Here is a 17,877-nt window from a genome sequence, read left to right on the forward strand (position 1 = left end):
GAAAGGGAACGCCATGAACGATCCTCGCCACAATATCCGCGAAGTCCGCAGCCCGCGCGGCACTGAGCTCAACGCCCGGACATGGCTGACGGAAGCGCCGCTGCGCATGCTGATGAACAATCTCGATCCCGATGTCGCCGAAAACCCCAACGAGCTGGTCGTCTATGGCGGCATCGGCCGCGCGGCGCGCACCTGGAACGACTTCGACCGCATCGTCGCATCGCTGAAGACGCTTGGCGACGACGAGACGCTGCTGGTGCAGTCTGGCAAGCCGGTCGGCGTCTTCCGCACCCATGCCGACGCGCCGCGCGTGCTGATCGCCAATTCCAACCTCGTGCCGCACTGGGCGACCTGGGAGAAATTCAACGAGCTCGATAAGAAGGGCCTGATGATGTACGGCCAGATGACGGCCGGCTCGTGGATCTATATCGGCACGCAAGGCATCGTGCAGGGCACCTACGAAACCTTCGTCGAGGCCGGCCGCCAGCATTATGGCGGCAATCTCAGGGGAAAATGGATACTGACCGGCGGCCTCGGCGGCATGGGCGGCGCACAGCCACTCGCCGCTGTCATGGCCGGCGCCTGCTGCCTGGCCATCGAATGCGATCCCGACCGCATCGATTTCCGGCTGCGCACCCGTTATGTCGACGAGCGCGCCGATACGCTGGACGAGGCGCTGGAGAAGATCGAGCGCTGGACCAGGGCCGGCGAGGCGAAGTCGGTCGGTCTGGTCGGCAACACCGCCGACATCGTGCCGGAACTGGTGCGGCGGGGCGTCCGCCCCGACATGGTCACCGACCAGACGTCGGCGCATGATCCGCTGAACGGCTATCTGCCCAAGGGCTGGTCGCTGGCCGAATGGCGCGAGAAGCGGACGTCCGATCCGAGGGCAGTTGAGAAAGCCGCCCGCGCCTCGATGCGCGAACATGTCGAGGCGATGGTCGCGTTCTGGAACGCTGGCGTGCCGACGCTCGACTATGGCAACAACATCCGCCAGGTTGCCAAGGAAGAGGGCTTCGAGAACGCCTTTGCCTTCCCCGGCTTCGTCCCAGCCTATATCCGCCCGCTGTTTTGCCGAGGCATCGGCCCGTTCCGCTGGGCGGCACTCTCCGGCGATCCGGAAGATATCTACAAGACCGACGCCAAGGTGCGCGAACTGACGCCCGGCAACACCCATCTGCACAACTGGCTCGACATGGCGCGTGAGCGCATCGCCTTTCAGGGTCTGCCGGCGCGCATCTGCTGGGTCGGCCTTGGCGACCGCCACCGGCTCGGCCTTGCCTTCAACGAGATGGTGGCCAAGGGCGAGCTCAAGGCGCCGGTGGTCATCGGTCGCGATCATCTCGATTCCGGCTCGGTTGCGTCGCCGAACCGCGAGACGGAATCGATGAAGGACGGCTCTGATGCCGTCTCCGACTGGCCGCTGCTCAACGCGCTGCTCAACACGGCGTCTGGCGCCACCTGGGTGTCGCTGCACCATGGCGGCGGTGTCGGCATGGGCTTTTCGCAGCATGCGGGCATGGTCATCGTCGCCGACGGCACTCCGGCTGCGGCCAAACGGCTGGAGCGTGTGCTGTGGAACGACCCGGCGACCGGCGTCATGCGCCATGCCGACGCCGGCTATGACATCGCGATTGATTGCGCCAGGGAGCACCAGCTCAACCTGCCGGGTATTTTGGGCTGAGCCGACCGTGCGCATCCTCAGGGCCGCCGAATACCGTGTCATGCCGTGGAAGAACGGCGGCGGCACGACGACGGAGATAGCCGTCTCGCCTGATGGCGCCGGGCTCGACGATTTCGACTGGCGCGTTTCCATGGCGCGCGTCGAAAGCGGTGGTCCGTTTTCGGGTTTCGCCGGCGTCGACCGCACGCTGGCGGTGCTGGAGGGCGAGGGCATTGTCCTCGATATCGCCGGTCAGGCTCCGAAGGAACTGACCAGCACGTCCGCTCCGCTCTCCTTTCCGGCCGACGTGCCGACGCAAGCTTCCCTGATCGCCGGTCCCATCACCGACCTCAACGTCATGAGCCGCCGCGGACGAATGACGCACAAGGTCGAACGCCTGGTCATTTCAGCGCCTCTGGACATCCGCGCGGAGGCGGCAGCGACGCTCGTTCTGTGCGGCGACGGCACCGTCACGCTCGGCCTCGCGGGCACCGTGAAGCTGGAGCCCCGCGATACGCTGATTGTCGGATCGAATGCCCGGGAAATGCGCCTGGAGCCTGCCCGAACTGCGACACTGTTCGTGATCCGCATCGACCGCGTCCCGGCGAACGATTAACGCGTGTCTCCAAACATGATCGCGGCCCGGGCCGAATTTGGCGTAAGCTGCCGTCCGCATCACGAAAAAGCCCGAATCCTTTCTTCGATCAAATCGGATGGAAGAGAGGGGAGCGCTCGTCCGGAAGTTGTCGACGACGACGCCCTGTCGTGGTGCGGACGTAACTTTCGGCCAATTGTCGTGATGCAACCAATTGCATTTGAACCGGTTTTAGGGACATTGCCGTGGCGGTGACGCCGCACTGCGTCCCTCCATGCGGAATTTTCAATGAATATCCAGACAAATCCCACCCAGATGGAAAAGACGAGCGCGAGCTTCCCGGCCATCACGGAAGAGCCGATACGCTCCAATTTCCTGCCGGAAGATCGCCTGCGCGCGCTGGGCGCGAGCCTCGCCAAGGGCGACATCGAGGATTTGTTCGGCCTGACCCCGTTCGACTTTCAGGCGCGCATCCGCGACAGCGCCAAGAAGATCCTCGAAGTCTACCGCTCGACCAACGCCGCGCAGGCGAGGGGCGACACCATCACGCCGGCCGCGCAATGGCTGCTCGACAACAACTATCTGGTCGAGGAAACCATCTTCCAGGTCAAGCGCGACCTGCCGCGCCGTTTCTACCGGCAGTTGCCGACCTTGAAGCTGGCCGATGGCGCCAGCGTGCCTCGTGCGCTGGCGTTGGCCTGGACCTATGTCGCGCATTCCGACAGTTCCGTCTCGGCGAGCATGTTCAAGGCGATCGTCGAAGGCTTCCAGTCGGTCGAACCGCTGAAGATCGGTGAACTCTGGGCGCTGCCATCGCTGCTGCGCTTCGTCCTGATCGAAAATCTTCGCCGGATCGCGGTCAGGGTCAATCGCACAAGGCAGATGCGCCAGATCGCCAACGAGGTCGCTGACCGCGTGCTGGCGACCGACGGTAGCGCCGACCGCCAGGCCATCCTGTCCAATTACGTCGCCCATGCGCAGGACACCACCTTTGCCACCCAGTTGCTCTACCGTCTGCGCGACGGATCGCAGAACGCCGGCAGGGCGCTGGAATGGCTGGAAGGCGAGCTTGAAAAGACCGGCTCCGACGCCGAGGAAATCATCATCGGCGAGCATCGCACGCTGTCCGGCGGCAATGTGACCACCGGCAACATCATCCGCGGTCTCAGGCTGATCAACGATATCGACTGGACGGTGTGGTTCGAAGGCGTCAGCCGCATCGACACGCTTCTGCGCGAGCGCACCGATTTCGCCGCGCTCGACTTCTTCTCGCGCGACCAGTACCGGACCACGATCGAGGAGCTGGCGCGCCGCTCCGATCTTTCGGAATTCCGCGTCGCCGAAAAGGCCATCGAACTCGCCGGCCATGTCTCGGTCGTCGATGCCTCGGGCGTCGACGTCGCCGATCCGGGCGTTCACACCGACGTCGGCTTCTTTCTCGTCGGCCCGCGCCGGCTGGAGCTGGAACAGGCGATTGGCTATCGGCCGACCGTCAGCGTCGCGGTCAAGCGGGCGTTCCGCAAGACCGGATGGCTGGGCATCGTCGTGCCGGTGTTCGCGCTGACGGTCCTGCTTCTGCTCCTCTCAGGCAATGCGCTTGCCAATCTCGGACTGTCAGCGCCCTCAATCGTCTTGATGCTGGCGCTGTTTGCCGTGCCGGCCAGCGAAGGCGCGCTCGCCTTCTTCAACACCGTCGTATCGTTGTTCCTGAAGCCGACGCGTCTCATCGGCTACGATTACAGGCACGGTCTGCCAGTCGAGGCACGCACGCTTGTGGTGGTGCCGTCGCTGATCGGCTCGCGCGACGATGTCGAGGAGAATATCCGAAACATCGAAGTGCATCATCTCGCCAACACCGGGGACGAGATCTATTTCGCGCTGCTTTCGGACTGGCCGGACTCCAAGACCGAAATCGACACGGCGGATATCGAAATCCTGCAATATGCGCGGGATGAGATCGCGCGGCTGAACGCCCGCTATCCCAGCGAAGGCGCGCCGCGCTTTTATGTCCTGCACCGCCGGCGGCTCTACAATGAATCGCAGGGTGTCTGGATGGGTTGGGAGCGCAAGCGCGGCAAGCTGCACGAACTGGACCTTCTGCTGCGCGGTGACAGCGACACCACCTTCCTGCCGCTGGATGTGCCGTTGCCGGAACACGTCGTCCACGTGATGACGCTGGATGCCGACACGCGCACCACCCGCGATGCCGTCGCCACTTTGGCCGGCAAGCTTTGCCATCCGCTCAACCGTCCGCATTTCGATGCAACAAAACGCGTCGTTACCGCTGGTTACACCATCCTGCAGCCGCGCATCACCGCTTCGCTGACCAGTGGCGACGACGCCTCCTTCTTCCAGCGGGTGTTTTCGGCCAATCGCGGCCTCGATCCTTACGTCTTTGCCGTGTCGGATCTCTATCAGGACGTTTTCGGCGACGGCTCCTTCACCGGCAAGGGCCTCTATCATGTCGACGCCTTCGAGGCGGCGCTGAAGGGCCGCATCGAGGAAAACACCATCCTCAGCCATGATCTGCTCGAGGGCGCGCTGGCACGTGCGGCGCTGGTCACCGACGTCGAACTGGTCGAGGACTATCCCACCCGCTATTCGGTCGACGCCTCGCGCCACCATCGCTGGGCCCGAGGCGACTGGCAGCTTCTGGGCTTCATCCTCGATCCGCGCTCCGGCGTCCCGGCGCTGTCGCGCTGGAAGATGGTCGACAATCTGCGCCGCTCGCTGACACCGATCTTATGGGTGATGGCCGCGATCGCCGGCTGGACCTTGCTGCCGTTCACGCAGGCCGCACAGTGGCAGGCGCTGCTGATCCTCACGCTGTTCATGGCGCCGACCTTCGACATCGTCAATTCGATCCTGCCGAAAAGCGGTGACCAGACACCGCGCGGACATTTCTCTGCAGTGATGCGAGACGTGGTCTTCGGCACCGCCCTTGTGGCGCTGAAGATCGTGCTGATGGCGCACAATGCCTGGATGATGGGCGACGCCATCATCCGCACGCTGTACCGCCTGTTCGTCAGCCGGCAGAACCTGCTCGAATGGCGCACCGCCTCGCAGGCGCACAAGAATGGCGACAATGATCTCAGCTCCTACTATGGCATGATGTATGGCGCCGTGATCATCGGCGTCGTCGGCCTCGCCATACCGGTGCTGGCCGATTCCACCGGCGCCTTCGTCGCCTTCTTCTTCGCCCTGTTCTGGATCGGCTCGCCGGCTGTCGCCTGCTGGGTCAGCCGCTCGGCCGAAACCGAGGACCGGCTGCGCATATCGGCGGACGACATCCATGCCCTGCGTACCGTCGCGCGGCGCACATGGCATTATTTCGAGACCTTCGTGACGGCCGAGCACCACAATCTGCCACCCGACAATTTCCAGGAGAGCCCGGCGCCGGTCGTGGCGCCGCGCACCTCGCCGACCAATATCGGCGTCTATCTTCTGTCCGTGGTTTCGGCGCGCGACTTCGGCTGGATCAGCCTGTCCGACGCCATCACCCGCATCGACGCCACCATGACCACCATCGAGAGCATGCCGCGCGACCGTGGCCATCTCTTCAACTGGTATGACACGACGACGTTGAAGCCGCTCTATCCGCTCTATATCTCGGCCGTCGACAGCGGCAATCTCGCCGGCCATCTGGTGGCGGTGGCCGCAGCCTGCGCCGAATGGGCGGAAGCGCCGTCCGTCCACCTTCAGGGCGATTTCGAGGGCATCCTCGATACGGTGACGATCCTCGACGAGAGCCTCGAGGAATTGCCTGACGACCGCCGTCAGTTGCGGCCGTTGCGCCAGCGCCTCGCCGATCGCCTCGATGGCATGCGGCGGGCGGTCCTCTCGATCAAGGCGCAGCCCGAGATGGCGTCGATCCGCACCATCAACCTGGCTGTTTTGGCGGGTGAGATCCGCAAGCTCGCCGTGGCAATCCACACCGAGGCCGCGTCGACGCGCAGCGACATCATCGCCGACTGGGCGGCCAGGCTGGAGGCAACCTGCGAAGCGCATGTGCATGACGCCCACAGCGACGACAATGCCGTCGAGGCCCTGCGTGCCAAGCTCCTGGCGCTGCGCGAGCGTACGCGCCGCTTCGCCTTCGAGATGGATTTCTCCTTCCTGATGCGGCAGGAGCGCAAGCTCCTGTCGATCGGCTACCGGGTCGAGGAGCATCAGCTCGACGAAAGCTGCTACGACCTTCTCGCCTCCGAGGCGCGGCTGACCAGCCTATTCGCCATCGCCAAGGGCGACCTGCCGACCGAACACTGGTTCCGGCTCGGCCGACCGATCGTCGAAATCGGTTTCCAGGGCGCGCTGATGTCCTGGTCGGGCTCGATGTTCGAGTATCTGATGCCGCCGCTGGTGATGAAGGAGCCGCAAGGCTCGATCCTCAATCAGACCAGCAAGCTGATCATCAAGCGGCAGATCCAGTATGCCCGCTCGAAGAACGTGCCCTGGGGCATTTCGGAAGCGGCCTACAACGCCCGCGACCGCGAGCTGACCTATCAATACACCAATTTCGGCGTGCCCGGGCTCGGCCTGAAGCGCGGCCTTGGCCAAAACACCGTGATCGCGCCCTACGCGACGATCCTTGCGGCGCAGTTCACGCCACGCGAATCCGTGCAGAACCTGGCCAGGCTGAAGTCCATCGGCGCGCTTGGCCGGCACGGCTACTACGACGCGGTGGATTTCACGCCGCAGCGCGTGCCTGAAGGCACCGACCACGCCGTCGTTCTGAACTACATGGCCCACCACTCCGGCATGTCGATCGCCGCCGTTGCCGACGCCATCTTCGAAGGGCGCCTGCGCGACCGCTTCCACTCGGATCCGGTGATCGAATCGGCCGAGTTGCTGCTGCAGGAGAGGGCGCCGCGCGACATCCCGACCGCGACCGTCAGGACCGAGGCCGACGAGCGCTCGAAGGACGAAACCGAGGTCGAGAGCCCGGATACGCGCATCGTGCTCGATCCGCTCAAGGCGTTGCGTTCGACCAGCGTCATGTCCAATGGCCGTTATTCGGTCATGGTCACCGCCACCGGCTCGGGCTATAGCCGCTGGGGCGAGCTTGCCGTCACGCGTTGGCAGCCGGATCCGACCGAAGACCGGCTTGGCTCCTATATCTTCCTGCGCGACACCGGCACCGGCGACTGGTGGTCGGCAACCGCCGAGCCGAAGCGCGCGACGGATGAACGCGTGCAGACGCTGTTCTCCGACGACAAGGCGAGCTTCGTCAAATCTGTCGGATCGCTGCGCTCGGAGGTCGAATGCATCGTCATTTCCGAGGGCAATGGCGAAGGCCGGCGGGTGACGCTCCACAACGACGGCGCCACCGACCGGCACATCGAGGTGACCTCGTTTGCCGAACTGGTGCTGGGATCCGAGGCATCGGACTACGCACATCCGGCCTTCTCGAAGATGTTCGTGGAGACCGAAATCGCCGCCAACAAGGGTGCGGTTTTCGCGACACGGCGCAAACGCGAGACCGACGAGCCTGATGTCACCATGGTGCATTTCGTCACCGATCCGTCTGGACCGGCGCGCGACGCCGAGGCCGAGACCGACCGGCGCGCCTTCATCGGCCGCGGCCGCACCATCACCGAAGCCGCCGCCTTCGATCCAGGCGCCAAGCTCGGCGGCCATTCCGGCTTCACGCTGGACCCGGTCGCATCGCTGCGCCGACAGTTGCGCGTGCCCGCCAACAAGAAGATCTCGCTGACCTTCTGGACTATCGTCGGCGCCAAACGGGCCGAACTTGACGAGGCCATTGCGCGCCTCGACCATCCGGAAAGCTTCGCCCGCCAGGCGATGCTCGCCTGGACCCGCAGCCAGGTGCAGACCCGCCACCTCGGCCTCAGCCTGACCGACGCCGCCAATGTGCAGAAGCTGGCGCGCTATCTGATCTATCCCGATCCGTTCCTGCGCCTTCCCGCGGAATCCATCGCCTCCGGGCTCGGCAAGCAATCCAACCTGTGGCCGACCAGCATATCCGGCGATTTTCCGATCTTCCTGGTCAGGATCGGCGATGTCGCCGATCTGGAGATCGTCGCTCAGGCGCTCCGCTTCCAGGAATATATGCGCGCCCGCGGCATGATGATCGATTTCGTCGTCGTCAACGAACAGGCCTCGTCCTACGTGCAGGACCTGCAGCGGGCTGTCGAGACATTGTGCGAAAACAGCCGCTTGCGCGGCAAGGAGCTGGGACCGCGCCAGCATATCTTCGCGGTGCGTCGCGACCTGATGGACGAAGCGACCTACAAGACGCTGCTCGCGGCAGCGCGCATCGTGCTGCATACGCGCAACGGCACCATCTTCGACCAGATCGAGCGTGCCGAGTCTGCCGCACTTCAGGCGCGCGATGTCTTGCAGCCGGGTGGCGCCATGGCGCCTCGCGAACCGTCCTTGCCAGCGCCGATCAGCGCCCAATCATTGGCGGCCCAGTCTTTGATTGAAAGCAGGGCAGACGGCAGCGGGCTGAGTCTCTGGAACGGTTTTGGCGGCTTTGACGGCGACGGACGCCACTACGTTACGCGTCTTGCCGGACGGCGTACGACGCCGCAGCCCTGGATCAACGTCGTCTCCAACGCGTCGTTCGGCTTCCATGTTTCCGCTGAGGGCGCCGCCTTTAGTTGGAGCCGCAACAGCCGCGATTATCAGCTGACGCCATGGTCGAACGACCCGGTCTCCAACCGGCCGGGCGAGGGCATCTATGTCTACGATCATGCCAGCGGCAAGGCTTTCTCGCCGCTCGCCGCTGTGGTGCGCGATCCGGCCATGACCTACGAAACATGGCACGGGCAGGGTTTTTCGACCTTCCGTTCGAAGCGTGGACCGCTGTCGATGGACCTTACCCATGTGGTGGACCCGGTCGATCCGGTGAGGATCTCGAGGCTGCGCATCCAGAATTCGGGCTCGGTGCCGGCGCGGCTGCGCGTCTATGCCTATGCGGAATGGGTTCTTGGCAGCCATCGCTCGCGCACGGCGGCGACCATTGTTCCGTCCAGAGACTCCGCGACCGGCGCATTGCTGGCGCAAAACCCCTACGGGCTCGACTTCAGCGAGCGAGTCGCCTTCCTGGCCGCCGACGGCGCGGCACAGTCGGTGACGGCCGACCGCACGGAGTTCCTGGGCAGGCACGGCAGCAGCGAGTTTCCGCATGCGGTGCTGACCGGCGCTGCTCTGTCGGGCCGCGTCGAGGCCGGCGACGATCCATGTGCTGCAATCGCGCGCGACGTCGACATCGCTGCCGGCGGCGACGTGACGCTCATCTGGCTGCTCGGCGATGCGGCCTCCGCCGAGGAGGCCAGCAGCTTGGTCCAGCATCATCGCGGCCAGGATTTCGATCAGCGGCTGGCCGACAACGAGCGCGTTTGGCGAGGCTTTCTCGACACCATACAGGTCGAGACGCCGGACAAGGCGCTCGACGCCATGGTCAACCACTGGCTGCCCTACCAGAGCCTTGCCTGTCGCATCCGCGCCCGCTCGGCCTTCTACCAGGCGAGCGGCGCCTTCGGCTTCCGCGACCAATTGCAGGACACGCTGGCGCTGCTGGCCCATGACCCGAAACTGGCGCGCGACCAGATCCTCAATGCAGCGCGGCGGCAATTCCCCGAAGGCGACGTGCAGCACTGGTGGCTGCCGCGCACCGAGGCAGGCGTGCGCACCATGATCTCCGACGACGTCGTCTGGCTCGCCCATGCCACCGCGCGCTATCTGCTGGTGACCGGTGACAGCGCAATCCTTGGGGAGCAACTGCCCTTCATTGACGGACAGGCGTTGGGCGAAGGCGAGCACGATGCCTTCTTTACCCCGGAAATTTCGAAGAAGACCGCTTCGCTCTATGACCATTGTGCGCGAGCGCTTGATCTTGCCGTCAAGCGCAGCAGCCCGGCCGGGCTGCCGCTGATCCTCGGCGGCGACTGGAACGACGGCATGAACCGCGTCGGCGAGCACGGCAAGGGCGAGAGCGTCTGGCTGGGCTGGTTCCTGCTGAAGACGCTGGGCGACTTTGCCCCCGTCGCCAAGGCGCAAGGCGACACCAAGCGCGCGCAGGCCTGGACAAAGCACGCGGATGCGCTGAAGCGGGCATTGGAAAGCACAGCCTGGGACGGGGAATGGTATCGTCGCGGCAGCTTCGACGACGGCACGCCGCTCGGGTCGCGCAATTCCGAGGAGTGCAAGATCGACTCGATCGCGCAGTCATGGAGCGTGCTGTCGGGCGAGGGTGATCCGGCGCGCTCGACCACGGCGATGCAGCAGGCGATGAAGATGCTCGTCGACGACGAGCTCAAGATCGTCAAGCTGTTCACCCCGCCCTTTTCCCGGACGGAGAAGGACCCGGGCTACATCAAGAGCTATCCGCCGGGTGTCCGTGAAAACGGCGGCCAGTACACTCATGCGGCCACATGGTTTGTCATCGCGCTCGCTGAAATGGGGCGCACCGATGATGCCTACCGCTGTTTTTCGATGCTCAATCCGGTCAACCACGCGCTTGATGAGGCCTCTGCGGAGCATTATCGCGTCGAGCCCTATGTCGTGGCTGCAGACGTTTACGCCGGCGAGGGCAAGGGCGGTCGCGGCGGCTGGACCTGGTATACCGGCTCGGCCGGCTGGCTTTATCGAGCCGCGGTCGAAGGCATCCTCGGCATAGAGCGCCGGGGACAACGTATCCAGTTCAAGCCGAAACTCCCTAGCCATTGGGATGGCTATGCGGCAACGCTCAAGATGTTGGGGGCCGAACTGAAGGTTCGCGTTATCCGCGACAAGAAGGTGAAGGCCATATTGCTTGAAGTGAATGGCACAAAGACAAAAGCTTCGTCTTTCGAACCCAAGGCTGGCGACAAAGTCGAGGTGGTCGTTCGGATACCCGCCTAGTTTCAACGATTTTAGAATGTCTCTGCGCGTGTCCGCCGACGCGCAGGGCTCCACCGCCTTTGCTTGGCGCATAGTCCTTTAAAAAAAGCTGACCGCGGCCTTTGGGGCCGCGCGTAATCACTCGGTGATTAAAATTGTGGCAGCGCCCGCCCGCTGCCATGATTTCGCCGCAAGGCTGACATTTCACCTTTTATCTCAAACCGTTAGGTGATCACGGCAGATTTCGTACCGTCGCTATGTTTTGTTCGCGAAATGGGAACTGACACGGTACAGGAGCATTGTTTTGCGACGCATCAACCGGTACGACTTTGGAAATGATGCAGTGCACAATAATAGTTTGGCGGAGTAGCTGAAGTGTCCCTTCTGCAAATCTACTGGAGAGCCCTCGGTTATCTCGCGGCCGACAAGAAACGCGTGTCGTTGATCTGCGGCGCCAACGTTGCTCTCGCCATCATCGCGATCCTCGAGCCAATCATGTTCGGACGGGTGATCGACGCTATCTCGGACCGCGGCTCGGTCTTTTCGACGCTCGGGCTGTGGGCTGGCCTTGGCGCCTTCAACATCATTGCTTTCGTGCTGGTGGCGCGCGGCGCCGACCGCTTTGCCCATGCCCGGCGCAGCGAGGTCCTTTGCGAGTCTTTTGAACGCGTGATCACCATGCCGCTTGCCTGGCACCATCAGCGCGGCACGTCGAATTCGCTACACACTTTGCTGCGCGCTGTCGAAACGCTGTTCAGCCTCTGGCTCGAATTCATGCGGCAGCATCTGTCCACCGCGGTCGCTCTGGTCCTGCTCGTGCCCACGGCGCTGAGCATGGATATCCGCATGTCGATGGTCCTGCTTGCGCTCGGTGTGCTTTACGTCGGTATCGGTCGGCTGGTGATGCGGCGCACCAAGGCAGGCCAGGCAGCCGTCGAGCGGCACTACCACAAGGTGTTCGCGCATGTGACCGACTCGGTCAACAATGTCGCCGTGCTGCAGAGCTATAACCGCATTGGCCACGAAACCGACGCGCTGAAGCGCTATGTCAAGAACCTGCTCGATGCCCAGAACCCGGTGCTCGACTGGTGGGCGCTGGCCAATGCGCTGCACCGCCTGTCGTCGACCATCTCGATGATGGTCGTGCTCCTGATCGGCGCTTATCTGGTGACGCATGGCCAGCTGCGCATTGGCGACGTCATCGCTTTTACCGGCTTTGCCACCCTGCTGATCGCCCGTCTCGACCAGATGTCGGCTTTCGCCAACCAGATTTCCGAGGCGAGGGCGAAGCTGGAAGAGTTCTACCGGCTCGAGGATTCGGCTGCCGATGCGGCGGAACCGGAAGGCTTGCGCGAACTGGGCAGCGTCACCGGTCATGTGCGCTTCGAGAATGTCGGCTTCGAATTCGCGAATTCCGGACAGGGCGTCGACGACGTGTCATTCGAGGTCCAGGCCGGCCAGACCGTCGCCATCGTTGGTCCGACCGGCGCGGGCAAGACCACGCTCATCAACCTTCTGCAGCGCGTCTTCACCCCGGCCAGCGGCCGCATCCTGATCGACGGCATCGACATCCGCTCGGTGACCCGCAAGTCGCTGCGCCACTCGATCGCCACCGTGTTCCAGGATGCCGGTCTGCTCAACCGCTCGATCGAGGACAACATCCGCGTCGGCCGGGCCGATGCGACCTATGACGAGGTCCACGCTGCCGCCTACGCTGCCGCCGCGCAGGATTTCATCCTGTCGAAGAGCCAGGGCTACGACACGCTTGTCGGCGAACGTGGCGGCCAGCTTTCGGGCGGCGAGCGTCAGCGTATCGCTATTGCCCGCGCCGTGCTGAAGGACGCGCCCATTCTGGTGCTCGACGAAGCGACCAGCGCGCTCGATGTCGAGACGGAAGACCGCGTCAAGGAGGCCATCGACGACCTTCGTCGCGACCGTACCACCTTCATTATCGCCCACCGCCTGACCACCGTTCGCGACGCAGATCTGGTTGTGTTCATGGACAAGGGCAAGGTGGTCGAAATGGGCGGCTTCGCCGAATTGTCGATGCGCAACGGCCGCTTTGCCAGCCTGCTGCGCGCCGGCGGCCTGCTCAACGACGAGGAGGTCCGCCGCCTCAGCCGCACCGTGACGGGCGAGGCCGCCTGAGCGTGCACGGCTGTCCCTTCTCCCGCAAGGGGAGAAGGAAAGACTGGCTGCGACCACCATTCGATTGCCGCAGGCGCCCGGCCGGTCTATGTAAGGCCGCATGAGCGACACGACTTCACGCCTTGCAGGCTGGATGGATCTGGCCAACCCGACGCGCTTCGTCGGGCTGGCCGACAGGCTCGTGCCGTGGCTGGCGATTGTTGCCGCACTGCTCCTTGCTTTGGGGCTTTACATGAGCTTCACGGCGCCGGAGGATTTCCAGCAGGGCATCACCGTGCGCATCATGTATATCCACGTGCCTTTCGCCTGGCTGGCCATGATGTGCTACACGCTGATGGCGGTCTCCGCGCTTGGCACGCTGGTGTGGCGCCATCCGCTGGCCGATGTCGCGCTGAAGTCCGCCGCACCGATCGGCGCCGTCTTTACGGCGCTTGCCCTGATCACCGGTTCGATCTGGGGCAAGCCGATGTGGGGCACCTGGTGGGTGTGGGACGCGCGACTGACCTCGGTCTTCGTTTTGTTCCTGATGTATCTCGGCATCATCGCGCTAACCCGGGCGCTCGACGACGCAAGCCGAGCTGCCTGGGCCGCCGCTATCATCACCCTGGTCGGCTTCATCAACATCCCGATCATCAAATTCTCGGTCGACTGGTGGAACACGCTGCACCAGCCGGCTTCGGTGTTCCGCATGGGCGGCTCGACCATCGATCCGTCCATGCTGAGGCCGCTGCTGGTGATGGCGCTCGGTTTCACCGTGCTGTTCTTCGCGCTGCATCTGACGGCGATGCGTACCGAAATCCGCCGCCGCCGCGTTATTTCGATGCGCCGCGTCGCGGCCAGGCAGGCGGATAATCGCTATTAGAGGCGCCTGACTTGGCCGTCATCTCACTCTGGTTCGTGCGACAGCCACGTATCCTGCCATTAACATTATCCGTGACCAGCCGAAGCGGGCATGTTGCAATGCTGCAACAGCGATCTCCATAACTTCGACTCCGCACTCGTTTTCACTGTTGACAGTTAAGCCATGCACCGGAAGTGATGCATTATGTTTGCCTGTTAATTGCCGTGGGGGATTTTGCCGATGAAAGTGCGTCTGCTTGCTGGTGTCTCGGTAATGGCCTTGACGCTTGGCTGGAATTCGGCCCACGCCGCCGATGCGGCGGTCGAAGTTCCGGCGGCCCAGGATCTCTGGTATGTCACACTGTTTGGTGGCGCCAGCTTCCCGAATCGCGTGGACACACACGCTGACTACTACAACAACGACTTTTCGATGGACTTCGACACCGGCTTCGTGATCGGCGGCGTCGTCGGCAGGCGGATTAACGATGTGTTCCGCGTCGAAGGCGAACTGTCCTATGCGCGCTACAAGGCGGATACTTATCAAGAGGCCGTGAGCGCCTGGCTTCCGGCTGACGGCGATTTGTCCGCTACCTACCTGCTCGCCAACGTCTGGGCCGACGTTGCCCATTTTGGCGATGCCAAGCTTTACGTCGGTGGCGGCATCGGCGCCGCCTATGTGACCGCAGACACAACCTGGGATGGTCACACCTATGGATACGGGTCTGGCGGATGGGGTTTCGCCGGCCAGGCGGGAGCCGGCGTCACCTACGCACTGGCGCAGAATATCGACCTCGATTTCGGCTACAGGTTCAAGGCCGTCTCCGCCGTCGACTTCGAATCCTCCCGCGAAGGCGATGGTGTATTCCAGAACGGCAAGTTGAATTCCCACAATCTGCAGCTTGGCGTCACATTCAAATTCTGATTGGTTCACGCTGATTGCCGTGATGTCCGGCGATTGGGGGTGAAGGATGCCGCTCTTGCCACGCCGGCGGCCTGCCGGCCTACCGGCCATGGTTCAGGACTTTCTTCCGGCCGCTGGCGAGTCGGCGCCGGAGACGTTACAGCGCGGTATCGACCTGCAGCGCCGCAAGCGTTTTCGCGAAGCCGAATTCTGCTACCAGACCGTGCTTCGCCGGCAGCCAAAAAATGCCATGGCGCTCAACCTTATGGGCACGCTGGCGATCGAGGCCCAACAAATTGAGACGGCCATCGACTTTATGAAGAGCGCGGTCAAGCTTGAACCGGGCAACGCCATTTTCCGCAACAATCTCGGCAACGCCTACAACCTGGTCGGCAACATCGAGCTGGCGCGCAAGCACCTGAAAAAAGCGATCGAGCTCGACGGCCGGCTTGTCGAGGCCTTGTGCAATCTCGGCAAATCCTACCGGAGCCAACTCGAGGGGGACGTCGCCGAGGGTTTCTATCGCCGCGCGCTGGCGGTCGACAGCCAATCGCTGAAGGCGCTTGTCGGTATGGGCGACCTGCTCACCGACATGGGCCGGCAAGCCGAGGCGGTAGAATGCTTTGGCCGCGCCATCGCCATCGACAAGGCGAATGTCGAGGCGCTGTCCGGGCTGGCGCTCGCACGTCGGGCCGTCAAGGGCGATCCAGCCCTGGCCTTGGTGCAGGCCCGCCTTGAATTGCCGATGACCACCGATCGCGAGCGGGTCTACCTGCATCACGCCGCCGGAAAAATCCTCAACGACCAGCACGAGTATCGCCTGGCCATCCACCATTTCGCCAGGGCCAAGGCAATCTCGGGCAATGATTTCGACATTGCCCTGCACACGCGGCTCTATGACAGTTTCATCGAGACTTTCGACGCCGCCTTTTTCGAAGCGCGGCCAAAATTCGGCAATCCGTCCGAACGGCCGGTCTTCATCGTCGGCATGCCACGTTCAGGAACGACGCTGACCGAGCAGATATGCGCCAGCCATCACGATATCCATGGCGCCGGCGAATTGCCGATCATCCGTTCATTGGCCGGCGAACTCGGATTCGACCAGCTTGATCCGGCGATTTTCGCCAAGGCCATGGCGGCGCTCACGCCGACGAAGGCGAGGGAACTTGGCTCGAAATATCTCGACCATCTCAACAAGCGCAATGGCAAGGCGGCGCGTGTCGTCGACAAGATGCCGCATAATTTCGAGCTGCTGGCCTTCATCAGCCTCATTTTACCGAATGCCCGCATCGTCCACTGTCGGCGTGACCCGATGGACAATTGCACGTCCTGTTTCATGCATAATTTCTCCGATGCCCACGGCTACAATGCCGATCTGACCAAGCTTGGGCAGTATTATCGGCAATATGATCGCTTGATGCGCCATTGGGCCAAAGTCGTTCCGCTGGCCATCCACGACATGCCCTACGAAGAAACCGTGGCCGATTTCGAAACTCGCGCTCGTGGATTGATCGGATTTCTCGGCATGGAATGGGACGATGCGTGTCTGCGTTTCCACGAGACCGAGCGCACGGTGCGAACGCCAAGCCGCTGGCAGGTGCGCCAGCCGATCTATTCGTCCTCGGTCGAGCGCTGGAAACTGTATGGCGATGCCCTCGATCCGTTGAGGGCCGCGCTGGGTCCGCTTGTCCAACCCTGAGCCAAACGGTCGTTCGGTCTGAACGATGCCAAGCTCACCCCATCCGGCCACGCGCTGTTACCCGCAGCGTTTCCAGCACCTTGTCGCCGTCGACCAGATGCACCTCGTCGAATAGGTTTGTCACCACACAGCAATGGTCGGGCACGACGCGCACGCGCTCGCCGATGCGAAGTTTTGTCTCGCCCGAGAGCGTGACGTTGCCATGCTCTTCGCTGAGGCCGGTCACCCTGGCGCCGGGAATACCCAGCAGCTCGCCAAAATCGGCAAGGCCCAGCGTGTCGCTGGAGAGCGCCTTGCTGCCGGCGTCGAGGATGGCGCGCGCCGGTGTCGGGTGGCTGACCACCGTCGACAGCACCGTCAGCGCGCAATCGTCGAGGCTGCCGACGCCTTTGGCGACCTGGTAGCGGTCGAGATAGATGTAGGTGCCCGGCCTGTATTCGGTGACGACGCTGTCCTCGCCCGAGCGCCACATATCCGGCGTGCCGCCGCTGGAGATGCGCTGGCAATCAAGGCCGGAGGTGGCAAGAGCATCGCGTGCGCCGGCAAGCCAGGCTTCGGCCTCCGCGGCACGGCCGGCTGCCGGATAGGTCATCAGCCCGCCGAAGACGAGCCCCTTGGCCCTGGCGATCTCTCTGGCCAGCGCCACCGCCTCGCCAGGCGACTGCACCCCGCAGCGGCCCATGCCGGTGTCGCATTCCACCAGCACCTGCAACCGGTGCCTGGGATCGGTGAAGGTGGCGGCAAGCCCGTCGAGCGTCTCCCCGCTGTCCACCGTCACCGACAGCGTGACACGGCCATGTAGCGCCTTGAGACGCTCCAGCTTGGCGCGGCCGAGAATGTTGTAGGGCAAAAAAATGTCGGTCAGCCCGGCATCGGCCATCACCTCCGCTTCGCCGATCTTCTGGCAGGTGATGCCGATCGCGCCCGCGGCGACCTGCTTCTTGGCCCAATAGGGCAGCTTGTGCGTCTTGATGTGCGGCCTGAGCTTCAGCCCATGGCTGTCGGCATGGGCCTGGGCGCGAGCGATGTTGGCTTCGGCGCGGGCGGCGTCGATCAGGATTGCCGGCGTATCGAGGTCGTCTATGCTGCGCATGGATTGTCACCTTGGAATTGTGCCTGGACTTATGGCCTTGATCGATCCGGATGTCATGAGGCCAGCATGGAGTTTACGTCGACACCGGATC

The 17,877-nt window shown here is 63.5% G+C and carries 8 protein-coding genes; 7 read left to right on the forward strand and 1 reads right to left on the reverse strand.

The genetic code is table 11. The features are described from left to right. The first annotated feature begins 13 nt into the window (after positions 1 to 13). The 7 genes from hutU (at position 14) to C9427_RS00485 (ending at position 16,693) form a co-directional block, all read left to right on the forward strand. On the forward strand, positions 14 to 1,684 hold the full coding sequence (hutU, locus tag C9427_RS00455) for a urocanate hydratase (protein ID WP_107647274.1): 1,671 nt from the start codon (positions 14 to 16) through the stop codon (positions 1,682 to 1,684). Between the two features lie 7 nt (positions 1,685 to 1,691). Then, positions 1,692 to 2,279: a HutD/Ves family protein gene (locus C9427_RS00460; RefSeq protein WP_107647275.1), complete on the forward strand. Its 588-nt coding sequence runs from the start codon at positions 1,692 to 1,694 to the stop codon at positions 2,277 to 2,279. A 267-nt stretch (positions 2,280 to 2,546) separates the two neighbouring features. Continuing rightward, complete coding sequence (locus C9427_RS00465; RefSeq protein WP_107647276.1) at positions 2,547 to 11,126, forward strand: glycoside hydrolase family 94 protein; 8,580 nt, start codon at positions 2,547 to 2,549, stop codon at positions 11,124 to 11,126. 354 nt (positions 11,127 to 11,480) lie between these two features. Then, positions 11,481 to 13,253 (forward strand): glucan ABC transporter ATP-binding protein/ permease, encoded by a 1,773-nt coding sequence (locus tag C9427_RS00470; RefSeq protein WP_107647277.1) that lies wholly within the window; start codon positions 11,481 to 11,483, stop codon positions 13,251 to 13,253. Positions 13,254 to 13,353: 100 nt separating this feature from the next. Further along, positions 13,354 to 14,115: a heme ABC transporter permease gene (locus C9427_RS00475; RefSeq protein WP_107647278.1), complete on the forward strand. Its 762-nt coding sequence runs from the start codon at positions 13,354 to 13,356 to the stop codon at positions 14,113 to 14,115. A 219-nt stretch (positions 14,116 to 14,334) separates the two neighbouring features. Beyond that, on the forward strand, positions 14,335 to 15,015 hold the full coding sequence (locus tag C9427_RS00480; protein WP_107647279.1) for an outer membrane protein: 681 nt from the start codon (positions 14,335 to 14,337) through the stop codon (positions 15,013 to 15,015). Positions 15,016 to 15,103: 88 nt separating this feature from the next. Then, on the forward strand, positions 15,104 to 16,693 hold the full coding sequence (locus tag C9427_RS00485) for a tetratricopeptide repeat-containing sulfotransferase family protein (protein WP_245436933.1): 1,590 nt from the start codon (positions 15,104 to 15,106) through the stop codon (positions 16,691 to 16,693). A 34-nt stretch (positions 16,694 to 16,727) separates the two neighbouring features. Here C9427_RS00485 and C9427_RS00490 read toward each other — a convergent pair whose 3' ends face one another. Next, positions 16,728 to 17,786: a D-TA family PLP-dependent enzyme gene (locus C9427_RS00490; protein WP_107647281.1), complete on the reverse strand. Its 1,059-nt coding sequence runs from the start codon at positions 17,784 to 17,786 to the stop codon at positions 16,728 to 16,730. Positions 17,787 to 17,877: the final 91 nt, after the last annotated feature.

It is taken from the genome of Mesorhizobium helmanticense, from assembly GCF_003034915.1.
GTDB lineage: Bacteria > Pseudomonadota > Alphaproteobacteria > Rhizobiales > Rhizobiaceae > Mesorhizobium > Mesorhizobium helmanticense.

Bases quoted from the DNA above. Each gene is read 5' to 3' on its own strand.
- C9427_RS00475 (WP_107647278.1), top strand. From the start codon at position 13,354: ATGAGCGACACGACTTCACGCCTTGCAGGCTGGATGGATCTGGCCAAC.
- C9427_RS00490 (WP_107647281.1), bottom strand. From the start codon at position 17,786: ATGCGCAGCATAGACGACCTCGATACGCCGGCAATCCTGATCGACGCC.
- C9427_RS00465 (WP_107647276.1), top strand. From the start codon at position 2,547: ATGAATATCCAGACAAATCCCACCCAGATGGAAAAGACGAGCGCGAGC.
- C9427_RS00480 (WP_107647279.1), top strand. From the start codon at position 14,335: ATGAAAGTGCGTCTGCTTGCTGGTGTCTCGGTAATGGCCTTGACGCTT.
- C9427_RS00485 (WP_245436933.1), top strand. From the start codon at position 15,104: ATGGTTCAGGACTTTCTTCCGGCCGCTGGCGAGTCGGCGCCGGAGACG.
- hutU (WP_107647274.1), top strand. From the start codon at position 14: ATGAACGATCCTCGCCACAATATCCGCGAAGTCCGCAGCCCGCGCGGC.